Here is a 16,804-nt window from a genome sequence, read left to right on the forward strand (position 1 = left end):
CTAGACCCGATCCAGGGCTTCATGCCAGCCTCCAGATCAACATCCCGCCCAGGCCGAACAAACAAGCAACCCCTCCTCCGTATGCCACTGTGCGCCAGGGTTGCCATCTCGCCAAATACGCCAGCGTGTGCAAAACCCGCGCAATCACAAAAGCGCAAAACATCCCGCGGGTGGCGACATTGGAGGTCTCCAACGCCACACACAACCCACCCAACACGAAAAACAGCGGGATGTTTTCCAGGTCATTCCTCCACGCCTTGGCCGCTCTCGTGACCTGCGGCAGTTCCTCACCATGGGTCGCACGGTCGAAGAATCGCGCATCCTCCGGGTTGGTAAAGGCCTTGAGCCTCAGGCGAAAAACGCCCTGATAAGCGGAAATCGCAAACATCTTCAGGCACAGCACCAGCACACACAGCGCATAAACGTGCAAAAGATCACTCATCGCGCACCCCGTTCACCACCAGATAGAGCAACGGCCCCACCGACACAAACACCGCCGTCAGCACAAAATATGGCAGCAACGAAACCATCGAGCGTCCGCGCCGCCGCGCATCCCGATACATCCATACACACGCCAGCAACGCCATCAAATACAGGTCGATCACCACCTGCGCAGTGTCCGGCCGCGACATCAATTCGCGGCCAAAGGCCAACAGCGACTGCTCGGCCGTCAGCATCGTTACCAGGGTGTAGAGCGAGAATCCGAGCAAACCGGCCAGGGCGATAAAGCGACTGTTCATGGGTTCTTCCTTGGCGTGATAGAGGCCCCACGTTAGTGATAAGGTTCGGCCCCTCGCAATGACCTCGGAGGTCATGATTCCGCCATGGACAACCCTGCTACTGCCGGCGAACACCTGCGCCAATTGCGCCGGCACGCCAAGCTGAGCCAGCTCGACCTGGCCCTGATCACCGGCATTTCCCAGCGCCACCTCAGTTGCATCGAGACCGGTCGCGCCAAGCCAAGTCCCGGCACGCTACACAACCTGTTGACCACGCTGGAGGCACCGCTGGAGCAGTGCAACCGCGTATTCCTCGCCGCCGGCTATGCGCCGCGTTACGCCGCCACCCCACTCGCCTCGCCCGCCATGGCGGCAATCCGCGAAGCCGTCAGCCATGTGCTGCACGCCAACAATCCGGCCCCTGCCATCCTGCTGGGCAGCCAGTGGGAAGTGCTGGCGGCGAATGCCAGTACCGGCCTGCTGTTTGAATTGGTGGGCATCCGCCCGGATGCGGCTGAGGGCGTGAACTTGCTGACGACGCTGCTGCAGCCAGGCGGCCTGGGCGATCACCTGAGCAATGCCGAGGAGATCCGCACCCTGGCCTGGCAGCGCGCCACCCGTGAGGCGTTGGGCAATCCTGAACTGGCCGCGCTGCTGGCAAGCCTGCCAACTCCGGCCAACACCGAACTGCCCACACACATGCCACCGCTGGTACTGACCCGCGTGCGCTCACGCCAGGGTGAACTGAGCTTTTTGTCCACCTTCACCACGTTTGGCATGCCCCAGGACATTACCCTCACCTCCCTGCGGATCGAACATCTGATTCCTGCGGACGAGGCCACCTGGCAGGTGATGCGCGGCGCTTATGCGGAGTATGCCGCGCTGGTTTTGTGAAATATCTGTCCGTAGACTGCCGCCATACCCCCACTTGAAGGCGGCGAAAAAAACGTGATGCAAGTTACCGAAGTCTCCATTGCCCAATTGCGCGCTGCGCTTGAATCCGGCCAGACCACGGCCGTTGAACTGGTCAACGCCTACCTGGCGCGGATCGACGCCTACGACGGCCCGCAGACCGCCACCGCCTTGAACGCCGTGGTGGTGCGCAACCCCGAGGCCCTGAAAGAAGCCGAGGCGTCCGATGCACGCCGGGCCAAAGGCGAAACCTTGGGGCCATTGGATGGCATTCCTTACACCGCCAAAGACAGCTACTTGGTCAAGGGCCTGACCGCAGCCTCCGGCAGCCCGGCGTTTGCCCACCTGGTCGCCCAGCGTGACGCGTTCACCATCGAGCGTCTGCGCGGCGGCGGCGCCATCTGCCTGGGCAAGACCAACATGCCGCCGATGGCCAATGGCGGTATGCAGCGTGGCGTGTATGGCCGCGCCGAAAGCCCGTATAACGCCGACTACCTGACGGCGCCGTTTGCCTCCGGCTCGTCCAACGGCGCCGGCACTGCGACGGCGGCCAGTTTCGCCGCATTTGGCGTGGCCGAAGAAACCTGGTCCAGCGGACGCGGCCCGGCGTCCAACAATGGCCTGTGTGCCTACACGCCGTCCCGTGGCGTGATATCGGTGCGCGGCAACTGGCCGCTCACACCGACCATGGACGTGGTGGTGCCTTACGCCCGCACCATGGCCGACCTGCTGGAAGTGCTCGATGTGGTGGTGGCCGAAGACCCGGACACCCGTGGCGACCTCTGGCGTTTGCAGCCGTGGGTGCCGATCCCGAGCGTCGCCTCGGTGCGCCCGGCGTCCTACGCTGAACTGGCCGTGACTGCCGAATCCCTCGTCGGCAAACGCTTTGGCGTGCCACGCATGTACATCAATGCTGACCCCGACGCCGGCACCAGTGAAAAGCCCGGCATCGGCGGCCCCACCGGGCAGAAGATCAACACTCGCGCCAGCGTGATCGACCTGTGGAACGACGCACGCCATGCCCTGGTTGCGGCCGGTGCCGAAGTGATCGATGTGGACTTCCCACTGGTGTCCAACTGCGAAGGCGACCGCCCTGGCGCACCCACCGTGTTCACCCGTGGCCTGGTCTCCAAAGAGTTCCTCCACGATGAACTGTGGGAGCTGTCGGCCTGGGCCTTCGATGATTTCCTGCGCGCCAACGACGACCCTGCCCTCAACCGCCTGGCGGATGTGGACGGGCTGAAGATCTTCCCCCACGACCCCGGCACCCTGCCCAACCGTGAGGACGATCTGGCCGCCGGCATGGACGAATACGTGCGCATGGCCGAACGCGGTATCACGCCGTGGAACGAGATCAGCACGGTCCCCGATGGCCTGCGCGGCCTGGAGCAAACCCGCCGCATCGACCTGGAAGACTGGATGGACACGCTCGGTCTCGACGCAGTGTTGTTCCCGACCGTGGCTGATGTAGGCCCAGCGGATGCCGATGTGAACGAAGCCTCTGCCGATATCGCCTGGAGCAACGGCGTGTGGGTCGCCAACGGGAACCTCGCGATCCGCCATCTCGGCGTGCCGACTGTCACCGTGCCAATGGGCGTGATGGCGGATATCGGCATGCCGGTGGGCCTGACCTTTGCCGGGCGGGCGTATGACGATTCGGCGTTGCTGCGGTTTGCGTCGGCGTATGAGGCAACCGGCAGCAAGCGCCTGGTTCCGCCACGTACACCGCCGCTGGCAGCCAGCTAAACGCGGTCAAACCTGTGGGAGCGGGCTTGCTCGCGAATACGGTCCTTCAGCCACAAATAGGCTGACTGATCCACCGCTTTCGCGAGCAAGACCGCTCCCACACTTTCGCCTGTATTTCAAATCAGGCGATGTGGAGCACGGCAATCAACAGGATTACCGCATCGATGGCTCAGCCGTGCGCCACTGCAATCATGTCGATCTCCACCGCCGCCGATTTCGGCAACTGCATCACGCCAATCGACGTGCGCGTGTGCACCCCGGCAGCACCCAGAATCTCGTGCAACAAATCCGACGCGCCGTTGGCCACTTCACTCTGCTGATCAAAATCCTCGGCACTGCGCACGTAAACGGTGATGCGCGGAATTGCCTTGACCCGGTCCAGCGAACCCAAGGCCTGCTTGAGCAAACCCAGGCAGCGCAAGGCGCTGATGCCGGCGGCGATTTGCGCCTGGGCCAAGGTCAAGGTGTCTCCGACCTTGCCCGGCAGCACGATGGCATCGCCGACCCGGGGAATCTGGCCGCTGATGTACAGGTGGTTGGCGTCCCGGACCAGTGGCGTGTAGTTGCCACCGACTTTGAATTCGTCCAGCTGATAGCCGAGGCGTAGCTGGGCGGCCTGGTATTTTTCGTCGGGTGTCATGGCCGTGAATCCTCGTTTCGGCGTTGCCACTCCTCCACCACATCGCCCAGGGTCTTGGGCACCTCGTTGCGGATCCAGGCCATGAACGGCCGGTCGAACCTGAACCCTGGGCCGCAGTGCTCAAGCATGAAGCGGCGTACGTTTTGAGTGTTTTTGTAGTGCGGGGTTACCGGAGTGGCGCGGGTAAGGGTGTCGCTGTGCCAGTCAAAATCCATTTTGTCTCTCGGGCAGTGTCAGGTTTCGGCAGTAGCATAGCGATGTGCTACTGGCACAGGAAGCGAGGCATGATTCAATCAATGTGTTGGGACATCGTATAAGTCGACCTGTGGTTTATAACGCCTTCAAGTCTAATCTTTTCAAGATATTTCGAAATTTCACTTTCCTTCCTCACCCGAAATATTGCATGGTTGTACGACGACTTAAGCTGTCGTGCCAGCCCCCAACAACAATAAGGAAACACCCATGCAAAACGTCAAAGTGCTGATCGGTTTTCTGTGCCTGTTCACCGGTTACGTCGCAGCCGCGCCTGCCCCAGCCGAGAAGGATGTGGCCCAAGCGGTCGACCAACTGACCCAAGCCATGCTGCACCTGGACCTCAAGCAGCTTCACGCGCTGACGGCCGACAAGCTCACCTACGGCCACTCCAGCGGCAAGGTGCAGAACAAAGACCAATTCATCGCTGACCTGGAAACCCATACCAGCGCCTTCAAGACCCTGGAAATGCAAAACCAGACCATCACCCTGCAAGGCGACACCGCACTGGTACGCAACCACTTCCACGCCCTGGCGGTGAACAGCGGGGTTGAAGTGCCTACCGACATCGACAACTTCCAGGTCTGGCAGAAGCAAAAAGGCAAATGGCTGCTGATCGGGCGTCAGGCCTACAAGTACTGATACCTTGCGGTGAGCCGCTGAAACCGGCTCACCACGCCACCACCTTGCGCACCTTGAGCAACGCTTCGCGCAGTGCCGAGATCGGCACCGAACCCAAGGCCAACCGCAACGCATGCGGGACATGCGCCGAGACGGCGAACGGCTCGGCGGTCGACACGGCGATGTTGTCACGCTGCAAGGCCATGGCGATCTGATCGGCCCGGGCGTCTTCCGCCAGGGGTAGCCACAAGAAGTAGGACGAGGGATGGCTGATGTACGCCAGTCCTTTGAACACCTGAGCCGCCAGGGCCTGTCGCGCCTGGGCATCCTCGCGCTTTTGCGCCTCAAGCTGCGCCACCGTGCCATCCTCCAGCCAGGCCACCGCTATGGCGCTCATCACACCGGGCACATTCCAGGTAGTGGCCATGATGGTGCGCTCCAGCGTCTTTACCCATTCCATCGGCGCCGCGATAAACCCCACGCGCAGGCCGGTCGCGACACTTTTCGACAGCCCGCCCACGTACACCGTGCGTTCTGGCGCTAGCGTCGCCACCGGTGGCGGTGCGTCTTCAGCGAGGAACGCGTAGGCCGCGTCTTCAATGATCATCAGATTGTGCTGACGGGCGATGGACACCAGCCGTTCGCGCTGGGACAGAGCCATCACCCAACCGAGGGGATTGTGCAGGGTCGGCATGCTGTACACGGCGCGCACGGGCCGCTTGCGACACAGGTTTTGCAAGGCCTGCAGATCCGGGCCGGTCGGCGTCACCGGGATCGCGACAATTTCCAGGTGCAGGGTCTCGGCCAGCACCTTGAACCCCGAATAGGTCAACGCATCCACCGCAATCACATCGCCGGGTTTGAGCAGCGCCATCATCGTCACCGCCAGGCCATGCTGGGCGCCGCTGACCAGCAGCACCTGCTCGGCGTCGACACTGAGCCCGCGACTGAGCAAATGCCGCGCAAAGGCTGCGCGCTCATGCAGGCGCCCGGCGTGGGGCTGGTAACGCAACAGTGCTTCGAGGTCGCCAGACAGCGCCAGTTGGCGCAACGCCGTGCGCAACAGCTCCGCCTGGCCCGGCAACGAGGGGTAATTGAAATTGAGGTCGAGCATGCCCGCCGTCACCGTCATCTGCCCACTGCCCTGCCCTGGCGGCAACGCGATCTCGCGCACGAAGGTGCCACGCCCGGTTTCGCCGCTGACCAAACCCATGGCTTCAAGCTCGGTGTACACGCGGCTGGCGGTGACCAGCGCCAGGCCATGCTCGGCGGCCAGTTGCCGGTGCGTCGGCAGACGCGTGCCGGGCGGCATGTTGCCGCTGCGGATGGCTTCGGCAAAGGTATCGACCAGGGACTTGTAGCGGGCGCGTGGCATTGGGATGTATCCATGACAATTTTTTGATTGTCCTAATTCTCGCCCCTAGGATGGCCAGAACGCAACCCCTCCGGCTACGGGCACTCCCTCATGGAACGTACATCCCCCCTCAACACCCTGGATACCAGCACCCAGGGCTGGATCAACGGCTTTATTGGCGTGGTGATTTTCAGCGGCTCATTGCCCGCCACCCGATTGGCCGTGATGGAATTCGACCCGGTGTTTCTCACCATGGTCCGTGCCGCGATCGCCGCCTTCCTTGGCGTGATCCTGCTGTGGCTGTTCAAGGAAAAACGCCCCGCGCGCAATCAGTGGGTGCCGCTGGCGATTGTCGCCTTGGGCGTGGTGATCGGGTTTCCCTTGCTCACCGCCCTGGCGCTGCAATACGTGACCTCGGCCCACTCCATCGTATTCATTGGCCTGCTGCCTCTGGCCACGGCCGTGTTTGGCGTGTTGCGCGGCGGCGAGCGGCCGCGTCCGGTGTTCTGGCTGTTCTCGATCCTGGGCAGCGTACTGGTGATGGGTTATGCCGTGGCCCAAGGTTTGAGCGCCGCACCGACCGGCGATCTGCTGATGCTGCTGGCGGTACTGGTGTGCGGCCTGGGTTATGCCGAAGGCGCCAAGCTCTCGCGCAGCCTGGGCGGTTGGCAGGTGATCTGCTGGGCGCTGGTGGTGTCGATACCGGTGGTGGTGCCGTTGAGCCTGATGCTCGCGCCGTCGACCTTCAGCGCCATCAGCCTGCCCGCCTGGTTGAGCCTGGGCTACGTGTCGCTGTTCAGCATGTTGATCGGCTTTGTGTTCTGGTATCGCGGGCTGGCCCAGGGTGGCATTGCCGCCGTCGGCCAGTTGCAGTTGCTGCAACCGTTTTTCGGCCTGGCGCTGGCGGCGGGCCTGCTGCATGAGCAGGTCAGCCTGGGCATGGTGCTGGTGACGGTCGCGGTGATCGGCTGCGTGGCCGGCGCAAAGAAGTTCGCCCGTTAACGCTGCGGCGCGACCATCTTGAACTTGATGTTGATGTCGTTGGACACCACGCTGTTGCCGGCCCACTCACCCTCGCCGATCTTGAAGTCGCCACGCTTGAGGATGAACTCACCGTCGAACACGCCAATGCCGCTCTGCTCCTTGAGCACCACGTCCACGTCCACCGGGCGCGTGGTGCCCTTGATGGTCAGGTTGCCGCTGATCGTGTAGCGGTTGTCGCCCAAGGCTTTGACACCGGTGGACTCGTACACACCCACCGGAAACGTCGCGGTATCAAACCAGGACGCGCGTTGCAGCTCGTCATTCGCGTCCGGGCTACCCGCGTCGATGCTGGCCAGCTGGATCTTGAGCAAGGCATGCCCGGTCTCCGGCTTTTGCGTGTCGAAGGTCAAGGTGCCTTCAAACTCGCTGAACGTACCGTACACCCGCTGCCCCAATTGCTTGTAGGTGAAGCTGATCTGGCTGGCGGTGCGGTTGACGTCCTTGTACTCCACCGCCTGGGCGCTGGAACCATAAGCAAGGATCAAGGCCAGTACGGTGACCGGGGACATAAGACGTTTCATGCAACGCTCCGCAAAGGAAAGGACACAGGTACTGAACTAACACGCCATACCAGGGATTTATTCCATTCGGGCGTTTGTCCTGCTAAACAGAGTAGTCGCCCCACCCATAATAAGGACGTTGCATGCACACCCCCTCACTCCAGGACCTCACCGCGCCGGAAGGCATCTGCTACGGCTGCGGTGGCAGCAACCCCCACGGCCTGCACATCAAAAGCCGCTGGGACGCGGACGGCATCCACCTGGTCGCCGAACACCTGCCCGAGGCCCATTACAGCGGCTGGCCCGACCTGGTCTACGGCGGCCTGATCGCCATGCTGGTGGACTGCCACTCCAACTGGACCGCCATGGCCTACCACTACCGCGCCGAAGCGCGCGAACCCGGCAGCCTGCCGCGCATCGACTGCGTCACCGGCAACCTGGGCATCAAATTCATCAAGCCGACGCCCATGGGCATCACCCTCACCCTGCGCGCGCGGGTCGACGATGACGTGGGACGCAAGACCCGCGTGATCTGCGAGGTGTACGCCGGTGACGTGCTGACCGCCATCGGCGATTCGATCTTCGTGCGTGTCGACACCGGCCAATTGGCCGCCGCCGCCCATGGTCGCGAGGGCTGATCCTGGGCTACATTGACCGCCACCGCTAATCGAGGATGCACCGATGACTCGTCTCACCGCGAAAGACTTTGCCCCCGAACTGCTGGAACTCTATGACGGCTACGCCCACGGCAAGATCAACCGCCGCGAATTTCTCGACCGCGCTGCGCTGTTCACCTTTGGCGGCCTCACCGCTTCGGCCCTGCTCGCGGCCCTGAGCCCCAACTACGCGCTGGCCGAGCAGGTGAAATTCACCGACCCGGACATCGTCGCCGACTACATCAGCTACCCATCGCCCAAAGGCAACGGCACGGTGCGCGGCTACCTGGTGCGCCCGGCCAAGGCCACGGGCAAGCTGCCGGCGGTGGTGGTGGTCCACGAAAACCGCGGCCTCAACCCCTACATCGAAGACGTCGCCCGACGCCTGGCCAAGGCCGGCTTCATCGCCCTGGCCCCGGACGGCCTGACCTCGGTGGGCGGCTACCCCGGCAACGACGAAAAAGGCGTGGCCCTGCAACAGACCGTCGACCCGACCAAGCTGATGAACGACTTCTTCGCCGCCATCGAATGGCTGATGCACCACGACCGCAGCACCGGCAAGGTCGGGATTACCGGCTTCTGTTATGGCGGCGGCGTGACCAACGCGGCGGCGGTGGCCTACCCGGAACTGGGCGCGGCGGTGTCGTTCTATGGACGCCAGCCGGAGGCCAAGGACGTGCCCCGGATCAAGGCGCCGATCATGTTGCACTTCGGTGAACTGGACACGCGGATCAACGAGGGTTGGCCGGCGTATGAGCAGGCGCTCAAGTCCGCCGGAACCACGTATGAAGCGTATATCTACAAAGGCGCCAACCATGGCTTCCATAATGATTCGACGCCACGCTATGACGAGGCGGCGGCGAATCTGGCGTGGGAAAGGACGCTCGGTTGGTTCAATAAATACTTGGCCTAGTGCTCCAGCGCGTAACGCCGGCAATGGTCGAGGTAGCCCTGCTCATGGCTACCCACCAGTTGCACAACACTGCTCCATAACCATGACGGCGCATCCAACTGCCTGGAGCGGTTCTCCTGCAGCACCGCCATCCAGTCTTTGCGTGTAGCACGGTCCATCTGCCGGGCATGCGCAATGCCCACGACCCGTGCCAGATAACCCGCCGCGTGCATGGCGTCGATCTCGCTCAACTCGTCCAGCTCCAACTTCATGTCCTGGGGCAACAGTTCGCGGATAAAGAACCCATGATCCAGAAATCGTGTCGCCACCATGCGCTCCCCCAGGCCCGGTGAAAGCTGACGCGCGCCCTCCACCACACGGCGACCATTGTCCCTGGGCATTTTCGCCCACGCCACACGGGGTGCCGCCGCGCCGACGGCTTCCTTGATGTCGATCAGGCAATACGACTGGTCATCCTTGTCGCCGACGCCGAGCAAGGCGGCATAACGCAACAAACCGAGCGAGCTGCAGCCCTTGACCCAATAGGCCGAATCCAGCAACTCGACCCTGGCATCCTTGGGGCGCCCTTTGAGCGAGGTGACCAATTGATGGATGTCATCCGAGGCACACAGGGTTTCCAGCGCGTTTTTTTCGGCCCGCGACAACGACCAGAAATGCTTGCCCAAAGGAATGCTCGGCCGGGCGTTTTCAATACGTTCACGCGCCAGGTTTTTCCAGGTGCGCTCCACGGCACTGCGCATGCCGGCCTTGACCTGGGACGGACGCGGCGGGGCTTCGTCGGGTTTATCCTTGAACGCCTGTTCGTAGCCCACCATCATTTCTTCGAGCATGCGTGCGGTGGTGACTCCGGGCAGGTCCGAACCGCGCGCGGCAGTGGCCAGGGACAACGCCAGGCGCACCAGGTCGTGAGCGGGGTTGCCGATCACCGTCTGGTCGAGGTCGCGGATGTGCATGTCAATACGGCCCTTGCTGTCGCCGGTCGGTCCCAGGTTGCCGGCATGGCAATCGCCACAGATCCAGATCGCCGGGCCATGGGGTAGACGCCTGCCGGGCTGGCTGTGCAACCACTCGTAGAATTGCACGGTGCTGCCGCGCACGTAGGCGTGGGCCGAGCGCGCCATCTTGAGGTTTCGCAATTGGGTCAGGTGGGACATACGGGCGGAGGGGCGCGGTGTTTTCATGGAATAACTCAAGACAGGTGTTGCGGTAGAGCGCTGCCCTTCAGAAAATGTTTCATTATGTTTCAAAAATAAAACCCTTCAGTGCTGCGCGACCCGCTCCTGCAACCATCCCTTGAACGCCAACATTGCTGGTGTTCCAGCCCGCGACTGCAAACGCGTCAACCAATAGCTGCCCGTGCTGATGCCGATGTCGAACGGCTGGCGGATCACGTCGCTCTCCAATTGCCGCGAAAACATCATGGCCGGCGCCAGTGCCACGCCGATGCCTTGCAAGGCGGCTTCCATCATCGCCAGCGAAGAGTCGAACACGATGCTGCGCGGCACCAGGGTATCGGCGGGCAAACCGGCGGCCTGGAACCACAGGTTCCATTCATCGGTACGGTAGGAGCGCAGCAAGGTGTGTTTAAGCAAGTCTTGCGGTGCGCGCAGTTGCTCGGCCAACTGCGGCACACAGAGTACGGTGAGAGGCGCTTGCAGCAACTCGCAGGCTTCAGTGCCGTGCCAGGCACCCGCGCCGAAGCGGATCGCGTAATCCAGGCCTTCAGCCGCCACGTCGACACGGTTGTTGTGGGTGGACAAGCGCAGGTCGATAAACGGGTAACGCGCCTGGAACTCGGGCAGCCGTGGCAGCAACCAGCCCACCGCAAAAGTGCCCACCGCGCCCACCGTGAGTACCTCGCGGTAATGCCCGCCTTCGAATTGGCTCAAAGTCTGGGCGATGCGGTCAAACGAATCTCGCACCACCGGCAACAAGGTTTCGCCCTCGCTGGTGAGCATCAGGCCACGGGGCAGGCGCTTGAACAAGGTCACGTTCAACTGCGTTTCCAGGCTTTTGACTTGATGGCTGACCGCCGCCTGGGTCACGCACAACTCGATGGCGGCGCGGGTAAAGCTCAAATGCCGGGCCGAGGCTTCAAAGGCGCGCAGGGCATTGAGGGGAAGATGGGAGCGCAGCATGCTTGACCCCAATTAATCTAATGGCAGGTGCGAGATATCATCGTTTGCCCAACGCCCGCGAACTGCCTACATTGGCCACGCCCGCGCAGGCTCTTCATTCAATCGATCACTCTCATGGAAGCGATATCATGCCTCAACTCTCCCTGTCCGGAGTGCGTAACTTTGGCGCCCTGGCGTTATTTCTCGCCGCCGGCCACTGCCTGGCCGCCGACGACCTGCGCGCCGTGGTGGACGCCAGCGTCAAGCCGCTGATGCAGCAACAGTCTATTCCAGGTCTCGTTGTCGGTGTCATCAAAGACGGCAAGGCGCAATACTTTAACTACGGCGTGGCCAGTAAAGATGCCAAACAGCCCGTCAGTGAAAACACGCTGTTTGAAATTGGCTCGGTGAGCAAGACCTTCACCGCCACCCTCGCCGGCTATGCCGTGGCGAGCGGCAAACTGACCCTCACCGACCCGGCCAGCCAGTACCTGCCAGCGTTGCGCGGCGGCAAGTTCGACCACATCAGCGTGCTCAACCTGGGCACCTACACCGCCGGTGGCCTGCCGCTGCAATTCCCCCGCGAAGCGGACAATACCCAGCACATGATCAGCTACTTCCAGCAGTGGAAACCCGACTTCGCCCCCGGCACCCAGCGCCTGTATTCCAACCCAAGCCTGGGCCTGTTCGGCTACCTGGCGGCGCAGAGCCTGAAGCAGCCGTTTGATCAACTGATGGAGAAAACCCTGCTACCGAAAATGGGGCTCAAGCACACGTTCATCACTGTTCCCAAGAGCCAGATGAACCTGTACGCCCAGGGCTATGGCAAGGACGGCAAACCCGTGCGCGTCGGCCCCGGTGCGATGGACAGCGAAGCCTACGGCATCAAGACCAGCGCTTCGGACCTGTTGCATTACGTAGAGGTCAATATGCGCCCGGCAACACTGGACCCAGTGCTGCAACAAGCCATTACCACCACGCACACCGGCTACTACACGGTCGAGCGCATGACCCAGGGGCTGGGCTGGGAGATGTACCCGTACCCGATCAAGCTGGATGCCCTGGTGGATGGCAACTCGACAAAAATGGCGATGGAGCCGCATCCGGTCAACTGGCTGACCCCAGCGCAGGCGCCGCACGCCGACACACTGGTGAACAAAACCGGCTCCACCAACGGCTTTGGCGCGTATGTGGCGTATGTGCCGAGCAAGGAAATGGGGGTCGTGATCCTGGCCAACAAAAACTACCCGAACGGGGAACGGGTGAAAGTGGCCCATGCGATCTTGAGCGCGCTGGACCACTGATCCCCAGAACCCGGTAGCCGGTTACATACCGAGCCAGTGCGGCAGTGCAAGGGAGATAAACGGCAAGTAGGTGACCATGATCAGGAACACCAACAGAATCATCAACCACGGCAACGCCGCACGAATGGTCTGCCCCAGGCTCAGCCCCGTCACCGCCGAGGTCACGAACAGGTTCAACCCCACCGGCGGATGCACCAGGCCGATCTCCATGTTCACCACCATCACGATGCCCAGGTGAATCGGGTCAATGCCCAGCTTCATGGCAATCGGGAAAAAGATCGGCGCCAGGATCAGCACGATGGCCGAAGGCTCCATGAAGCTGCCCGCCACCAGCAGCACCACGTTGACCATGATCAGGAAACCAATCGGCGTCAGCCCTTCGGAGATCACCCACGCGGTGATTTCCTGGGGGATCTGCTCGGTGGTCAGCACATGGGCAAACAGCATGGCGTTGGCGATGATGAACATCAGCATGATCGCCAGGCGCCCGGACTCCAGCAGCACCTTGGGGCAATCGCGCAGCTTCATATCTTTGTAGACGAACAGCGCAACAAACGCCGAGTACACCGCCGCCACCGCCGCCGCTTCGGTCGGAGTGAACATGCCGCTGTAGATGCCGCCGAGGATGATCACCAGCAGCAACAGGCCCCAGAACGCACGGCGCGCGCAGGTTAGCCACTCGCGGAAGGTCGCCCGTGGCTGGGCTGGCAGCTTCTTGATGCGCGCGACGATATAGATCGCGATCATCAGCATCAGGCCCAGCAGCAATCCCGGAATCACCCCGGCCATGAACAGCTTGCCGACCGAGGTTTCGGTGGCCGCCGAGTACACCACCATCACGATCGACGGCGGAATCAGGATGCCCAAGGTGCCCGCGTTACAGATGATCCCGGCGCCGAACTCCTTCGGGTAACCGGAACGCACCATGCCCGCCACGGCAATCGAGCCCACCGCCGCCACCGTTGCCGGTGACGAACCGGACAGCGCCGCAAACAGCATGCACGCCAGCACCGCCGCAATCGCCAGGCCGCCACGGATATGGCCGACACAGGCGTTGGCAAAGTCGATCAGCCGTTGCGCCACACCGCCGGTGGTCATGAACGCGCCGGAGAGCAGGAAGAACGGAATCGCCAGGAAAGTATAGGCGTCAGAGGTCTCGAACAGCTTGATCGCCAGGGAACTCACCGAGTCCTGGCTGAACATCAGGATCGACACGGCGCCGGACAGGCCCAGGGAAATCGCGATGGGCACGCCGAGGAACATGAACACAAACAACAACAGGAATAGACAGAGCACGGCCATCAGTGACGCTCCTCATGGCTGCCGGCCAATTTGCTGGCCTCACCAGCCTCGTCGGCCAGCCCCAACCCGACCTGACGGTGGGTAAAGATGCGGTAGAAAATTTCCAGGTAACGGATGAAGACCATGGCAAATCCGATAGGCACGATCACCACGATGTCACCGACGTCCACGCCGTACTGGTCGAGGTCTTCGGCGCCGATGTGCGCGCCCATCACGGCGCTCACCCACTTGTAGCTGGCGACCATGAACAGCCCGGCATACGCCAGGCAGCACAGGCAGGCAAGCATGCCGAGCACGCGTTGCACCGGGCGCTTGGTCAACTTCACCAGTGCATCCACGCCAAGGTGGCCGGCGGTTCGCACGCCATAGGAAATACCGAAGAAGATCAGCCAGCCGAACATGGCCTTGGTCAGCGCCACGCTCCAGGTCATGTCCTGGGCCCAGGTCATGGTGTGATCGCCCAGGGCATTGAAGAAGTTGCTGCTCAACGCCCACTTGTCAGCCAGGGCAAAGAACAGCGTGTAGATGTTGTTGAGCATGACGTAGACGAATGTCACCAGGGTCATGGCGGCCAGCAGGAAGGCAATAAAACCTTCCTCCAGGTGCTCCCAGACGCGCCTTAGCGTTCGCATGGCAAAACCTCGCGAAAATGAGATGGGTAATGCAAGGCTCAGGATGGAACCGGCTCTAAATGTGGGAGCGGGCTTGCTCGCGAATGCAGTCTGTCAGTTGATAACCCTGGTGACTGACCCACCGCTTTCGCGAGCAAGCCCGCTCCCACATTGGCGCTCGGTACCACCCGCGCTTACTGATTAGACGCGTCTGCCGCCTTGATCAGGTCAGCCCCGATCTCACCCTCGAACTTCTGCCACACCGGGCGCATGGCTTCGCGCCACAGCTGGCGTTGCTCCGGGGTCAGTTCGATGATTTCGCTGGTCTTGGAATCGACGATCTTCTGCTTGGCCGACTGGTTCAGCGCTTCGGCCTGCTTGTTCACCTCGACGGTGACCTCGACCATGATCTGCTCCAGCGTGCTGCGGATGTCCGGTGGCAGGCCATTCCAGAACTTGGCGTTGGTGATCACCATGTAGTCGATCAGGCCATGGTTGGACTCGGTGAAGTACTTCTGCACCTCGTTGACCTTCTGGCTTTCGTAGTTCGACCAGGTGTTCTCGGTGCCATTTACGGTGCCGGTCTGCAAGCCTTGATACACCTCGGCAAAACTCATCTTGCGCGGGTTGGCGCGGATCGCCTTGAACTGCTCTTCCAGCACGCTTGACGCCTGCACGCGGAATTTCAGGCCACGGGCGTCCTTGGGCTCATGCAGCGCCTTGTTCGACGAGAGTTGCTTGAGACCGTTGTGCCAATAGGGCCAGGCCGAGGATGTTCTTGTCCTGCATGGAGGTCAGCAATTCCTTGCCCTGGGCCGCCTGGAAACGGTCGACCGCAGCCAGGTCGTTGAACAGGAACGGCAGGTCGTAGATCTGCACTTGCTTGGTGTATTGCTCGAACTTGGCCAGGGACGGCGCGAGCATCTGCACGTCGCCCAGCAGCAGCGCTTCCATTTCCTTGCCATCGCCGAACAGCGACGAGTTCGGGTACACCTCGACCTTGACCTTACCGGGCAGGCGTTCTTCCGCGAGTTTCTTGAACAGCAACGCGCCCTGGCCTTTGGGGGTGTTTTCGGCAACCACGTGGGCGAACTTGATGACAATCGGGTCCGCCGCCTGGGCCAGGCCCGCGGCAAACAAGGTGGCGGCGCACAGCAGCGCCCGGGAAAGCTTGAGCATGGGAAATCACCTTTTTATTGTTGTGTTGTAGGGCAAGGTGCCTGATGTCACGCGTGTAGTGAATTTCGATTTTTTGATACCTGCGTTCGGTCTGGACGAACGCTAGATCTGAGCGGCCAGCAGCCGTTGCGCGCGCAGCAACACCGGCGCATCCACCATCTGCCCATCGATCTGATAGGCCCCTGCCCCATGGGCGCCGGCATCCACCACGCGCTGGGCCCAGGCCAGGTCTTCGGCGCTGGGCGCCAACGCCTGGTGAATCACCGCCACCTGCTTGGGGTGGATACACAACGCGCCGGCAAACCCCATCTCATAGGCATGCCGAATCGAGCGGCGCAGGCCTTCGGGGTCGTCGATGGCCGGGTGCACGCCGTCCAGCGGTGCAACCAGGCCAGCTGCGCGGGAATGCACGATCAACGCCAGGCGCGCCTGGTCCAGGGCGAACTGCGCGGCCGGGGAATGGCTGCTCAGGTTCAGGTCCAGCGCCAGGTCCAACCCGCCGAACGACAGGCGTTCTACCTGCGCTGCATGGGCGATCTCGGCCACCGCCAGCAAACCCCGCGCACTCTCGATGATGGGCCAGATGACTTTGCCGGTGGCCGCCACCACGGCGACCTGGGCTGCGCTTTCGACCTTCGGCAACAGCACGCCTGCCACATTCGGATGCGCCTTGCAGAACGCCACATCCTCAAAGTGCTCGGCATGTTCCGGCGCGTTGATCCGCACCCACACCTGGGCGGCGGGGTTGGCGGTCAAAAACGCTCCAAGGTTATCCCGCGCCTGGCGCTTGAGCGGCTCTTCCACCGCATCCTCAAAATCCACGATCACCGCGTCGGCACCGCTGGCCAAGGCTTTGGAAAATCGCTCCGGTCGGCTACCGGGTACAAACAACGCCGAACGAACCAATGGCTTGGGCATTTGTAGAATTCCTTAT

18 protein-coding genes and 1 pseudogene are annotated in these 16,804 nt (G+C 62.2%); 7 read left to right on the forward strand and 12 right to left on the reverse strand.

The features are described 5' to 3' along the window. Positions 1–19 precede the first annotated feature (19 nt). A complete protein-coding gene (locus tag AYR47_RS23720) occupies positions 20–442 on the reverse strand; it encodes an MAPEG family protein (RefSeq protein WP_061437207.1) in 423 nt (140 codons plus the stop codon). Beyond that, positions 435–740 carry a DUF2834 domain-containing protein gene (locus AYR47_RS23725; protein ID WP_061437208.1) on the reverse strand — a complete coding sequence of 102 codons (306 nt, stop codon included), beginning with the start codon at positions 738–740 and terminating at the stop codon, positions 435–437. The genes AYR47_RS23720 and AYR47_RS23725 overlap by 8 nt, the downstream gene beginning before the upstream one ends. Positions 741–824: 84 nt before the next feature. Between AYR47_RS23725 and AYR47_RS23730 the strand changes: the two genes are divergently transcribed. Further along, entirely contained in the window at positions 825–1,613 is a 789-nt protein-coding gene (locus tag AYR47_RS23730; protein ID WP_061437209.1) for a helix-turn-helix domain-containing protein, read from the forward strand. A gap of 54 nt (positions 1,614–1,667) precedes the next feature. After that, positions 1,668–3,377, forward strand: coding sequence for an amidase (locus tag AYR47_RS23735; RefSeq protein ID WP_061437210.1), 1,710 nt, complete (start codon positions 1,668–1,670; stop codon positions 3,375–3,377). A gap of 169 nt (positions 3,378–3,546) precedes the next feature. Here the strand turns inward: AYR47_RS23735 and AYR47_RS23740 are convergent, their stop codons facing one another. Then, positions 3,547–4,017 (reverse strand): RidA family protein, encoded by a 471-nt coding sequence (locus AYR47_RS23740; protein ID WP_061437212.1) that lies wholly within the window; start codon positions 4,015–4,017, stop codon positions 3,547–3,549. Continuing rightward, on the reverse strand, positions 4,014–4,232 hold the full coding sequence (locus AYR47_RS23745) for a DUF6434 domain-containing protein (RefSeq protein ID WP_061437214.1): 219 nt from the start codon (positions 4,230–4,232) through the stop codon (positions 4,014–4,016). Before AYR47_RS23745 ends, AYR47_RS23740 begins: the two co-directional genes overlap by 4 nt. 247 nt (positions 4,233–4,479) lie before the next feature. Here AYR47_RS23745 and AYR47_RS23750 point away from each other — a divergent pair, with 247 nt between their 5' ends. Continuing rightward, positions 4,480–4,911, forward strand: coding sequence for a nuclear transport factor 2 family protein (locus AYR47_RS23750; protein ID WP_016979456.1), 432 nt, complete (start codon positions 4,480–4,482; stop codon positions 4,909–4,911). Positions 4,912–4,939: 28 nt separating this feature from the next. On the opposite strand, the gene AYR47_RS23755 is transcribed toward AYR47_RS23750, so the two are convergent. Then, on the reverse strand, positions 4,940–6,265 hold the full coding sequence (locus AYR47_RS23755; protein WP_033896612.1) for an aminotransferase-like domain-containing protein: 1,326 nt from the start codon (positions 6,263–6,265) through the stop codon (positions 4,940–4,942). A gap of 90 nt (positions 6,266–6,355) precedes the next feature. Here AYR47_RS23755 and AYR47_RS23760 point away from each other — a divergent pair, with 90 nt between their 5' ends. Continuing rightward, positions 6,356–7,246: a DMT family transporter gene (locus tag AYR47_RS23760; RefSeq protein ID WP_061437216.1), complete on the forward strand. Its 891-nt coding sequence runs from the start codon at positions 6,356–6,358 to the stop codon at positions 7,244–7,246. Here the strand turns inward: AYR47_RS23760 and AYR47_RS23765 are convergent. Further along, positions 7,243–7,797 carry a YceI family protein gene (locus tag AYR47_RS23765; protein ID WP_038841845.1) on the reverse strand — a complete coding sequence of 185 codons (555 nt, stop codon included), beginning with the start codon at positions 7,795–7,797 and terminating at the stop codon, positions 7,243–7,245. The genes AYR47_RS23760 and AYR47_RS23765 overlap by 4 nt on opposite strands. Before the next feature lie 134 nt (positions 7,798–7,931). Here AYR47_RS23765 and AYR47_RS23770 point away from each other — a divergent pair, with 134 nt between their 5' ends. Continuing rightward, complete coding sequence (locus AYR47_RS23770; RefSeq protein WP_033896616.1) at positions 7,932–8,426, forward strand: PaaI family thioesterase; 495 nt, start codon at positions 7,932–7,934, stop codon at positions 8,424–8,426. A gap of 43 nt (positions 8,427–8,469) precedes the next feature. Next, a complete protein-coding gene (gene yghX, locus AYR47_RS23775) occupies positions 8,470–9,357 on the forward strand; it encodes a YghX family hydrolase (RefSeq protein ID WP_061437218.1) in 888 nt (295 codons plus the stop codon). Here the strand turns inward: yghX and AYR47_RS23780 are convergent. Together AYR47_RS23780 and AYR47_RS23785 are read right to left on the reverse strand one after the other, a co-directional pair. After that, positions 9,354–10,538: a DUF2252 domain-containing protein gene (locus AYR47_RS23780; RefSeq protein WP_061437220.1), complete on the reverse strand. Its 1,185-nt coding sequence runs from the start codon at positions 10,536–10,538 to the stop codon at positions 9,354–9,356. The genes yghX and AYR47_RS23780 overlap by 4 nt on opposite strands. Before the next feature lie 78 nt (positions 10,539–10,616). Beyond that, positions 10,617–11,495: a LysR family transcriptional regulator gene (locus AYR47_RS23785; RefSeq protein ID WP_061437222.1), complete on the reverse strand. Its 879-nt coding sequence runs from the start codon at positions 11,493–11,495 to the stop codon at positions 10,617–10,619. A 128-nt stretch (positions 11,496–11,623) separates the two neighbouring features. On the opposite strand from AYR47_RS23785, the gene ampC reads away from it, so the two are divergent. Then, positions 11,624–12,778 carry a class C beta-lactamase gene (gene ampC, locus AYR47_RS23790; protein ID WP_061437224.1) on the forward strand — a complete coding sequence of 385 codons (1,155 nt, stop codon included), beginning with the start codon at positions 11,624–11,626 and terminating at the stop codon, positions 12,776–12,778. Positions 12,779–12,799: 21 nt separating this feature from the next. Here ampC and dctM read toward each other — a convergent pair whose 3' ends face one another. From dctM to AYR47_RS23810, 4 genes and pseudogenes are all read right to left on the reverse strand, one after another. After that, positions 12,800–14,080, reverse strand: coding sequence for a C4-dicarboxylate TRAP transporter large permease protein DctM (dctM, locus tag AYR47_RS23795; protein ID WP_033896621.1), 1,281 nt, complete (start codon positions 14,078–14,080; stop codon positions 12,800–12,802). Then, entirely contained in the window at positions 14,080–14,712 is a 633-nt protein-coding gene (locus AYR47_RS23800; protein WP_061437226.1) for a TRAP transporter small permease, read from the reverse strand. Before AYR47_RS23800 ends, dctM begins: the two co-directional genes overlap by 1 nt. Positions 14,713–14,885: 173 nt before the next feature. Next, positions 14,886–15,870: pseudogene (locus AYR47_RS23805) on the reverse strand (TRAP transporter substrate-binding protein). 102 nt (positions 15,871–15,972) lie between these two features. Then, the gene (locus AYR47_RS23810; RefSeq protein WP_061437228.1) at positions 15,973–16,788 is read right to left on the reverse strand and encodes an HpcH/HpaI aldolase/citrate lyase family protein; all 816 of its coding nucleotides are present in this window, start codon (positions 16,786–16,788) and stop codon (positions 15,973–15,975) included. Positions 16,789–16,804 lie beyond the last annotated feature (16 nt).

Source organism: Pseudomonas azotoformans (assembly GCF_001579805.1).
GTDB lineage: Bacteria > Pseudomonadota > Gammaproteobacteria > Pseudomonadales > Pseudomonadaceae > Aquipseudomonas > Aquipseudomonas azotoformans_A.

Excerpts from the sequence above, each read along its gene's own strand:
- AYR47_RS23720 (WP_061437207.1), bottom strand. The coding sequence starts at position 442 with ATGAGTGATCTTTTGCACGTTTATGCGCTGTGTGTGCTGGTGCTGTGC.
- AYR47_RS23725 (WP_061437208.1), bottom strand. The coding sequence starts at position 740 with ATGAACAGTCGCTTTATCGCCCTGGCCGGTTTGCTCGGATTCTCGCTC.
- AYR47_RS23730 (WP_061437209.1), top strand. The coding sequence starts at position 825 with ATGGACAACCCTGCTACTGCCGGCGAACACCTGCGCCAATTGCGCCGG.
- AYR47_RS23740 (WP_061437212.1), bottom strand. The coding sequence starts at position 4,017 with ATGACACCCGACGAAAAATACCAGGCCGCCCAGCTACGCCTCGGCTAT.
- AYR47_RS23745 (WP_061437214.1), bottom strand. The coding sequence starts at position 4,232 with ATGGATTTTGACTGGCACAGCGACACCCTTACCCGCGCCACTCCGGTA.
- AYR47_RS23750 (WP_016979456.1), top strand. The coding sequence starts at position 4,480 with ATGCAAAACGTCAAAGTGCTGATCGGTTTTCTGTGCCTGTTCACCGGT.
- AYR47_RS23755 (WP_033896612.1), bottom strand. The coding sequence starts at position 6,265 with ATGCCACGCGCCCGCTACAAGTCCCTGGTCGATACCTTTGCCGAAGCC.
- AYR47_RS23760 (WP_061437216.1), top strand. The coding sequence starts at position 6,356 with ATGGAACGTACATCCCCCCTCAACACCCTGGATACCAGCACCCAGGGC.
- AYR47_RS23765 (WP_038841845.1), bottom strand. The coding sequence starts at position 7,797 with ATGTCCCCGGTCACCGTACTGGCCTTGATCCTTGCTTATGGTTCCAGC.
- AYR47_RS23770 (WP_033896616.1), top strand. The coding sequence starts at position 7,932 with ATGCACACCCCCTCACTCCAGGACCTCACCGCGCCGGAAGGCATCTGC.
- yghX (WP_061437218.1), top strand. The coding sequence starts at position 8,470 with ATGACTCGTCTCACCGCGAAAGACTTTGCCCCCGAACTGCTGGAACTC.
- AYR47_RS23780 (WP_061437220.1), bottom strand. The coding sequence starts at position 10,538 with ATGAAAACACCGCGCCCCTCCGCCCGTATGTCCCACCTGACCCAATTG.
- AYR47_RS23785 (WP_061437222.1), bottom strand. The coding sequence starts at position 11,495 with ATGCTGCGCTCCCATCTTCCCCTCAATGCCCTGCGCGCCTTTGAAGCC.
- ampC (WP_061437224.1), top strand. The coding sequence starts at position 11,624 with ATGCCTCAACTCTCCCTGTCCGGAGTGCGTAACTTTGGCGCCCTGGCG.
- dctM (WP_033896621.1), bottom strand. The coding sequence starts at position 14,080 with ATGGCCGTGCTCTGTCTATTCCTGTTGTTGTTTGTGTTCATGTTCCTC.
- AYR47_RS23800 (WP_061437226.1), bottom strand. The coding sequence starts at position 14,712 with ATGCGAACGCTAAGGCGCGTCTGGGAGCACCTGGAGGAAGGTTTTATT.
- AYR47_RS23810 (WP_061437228.1), bottom strand. The coding sequence starts at position 16,788 with ATGCCCAAGCCATTGGTTCGTTCGGCGTTGTTTGTACCCGGTAGCCGA.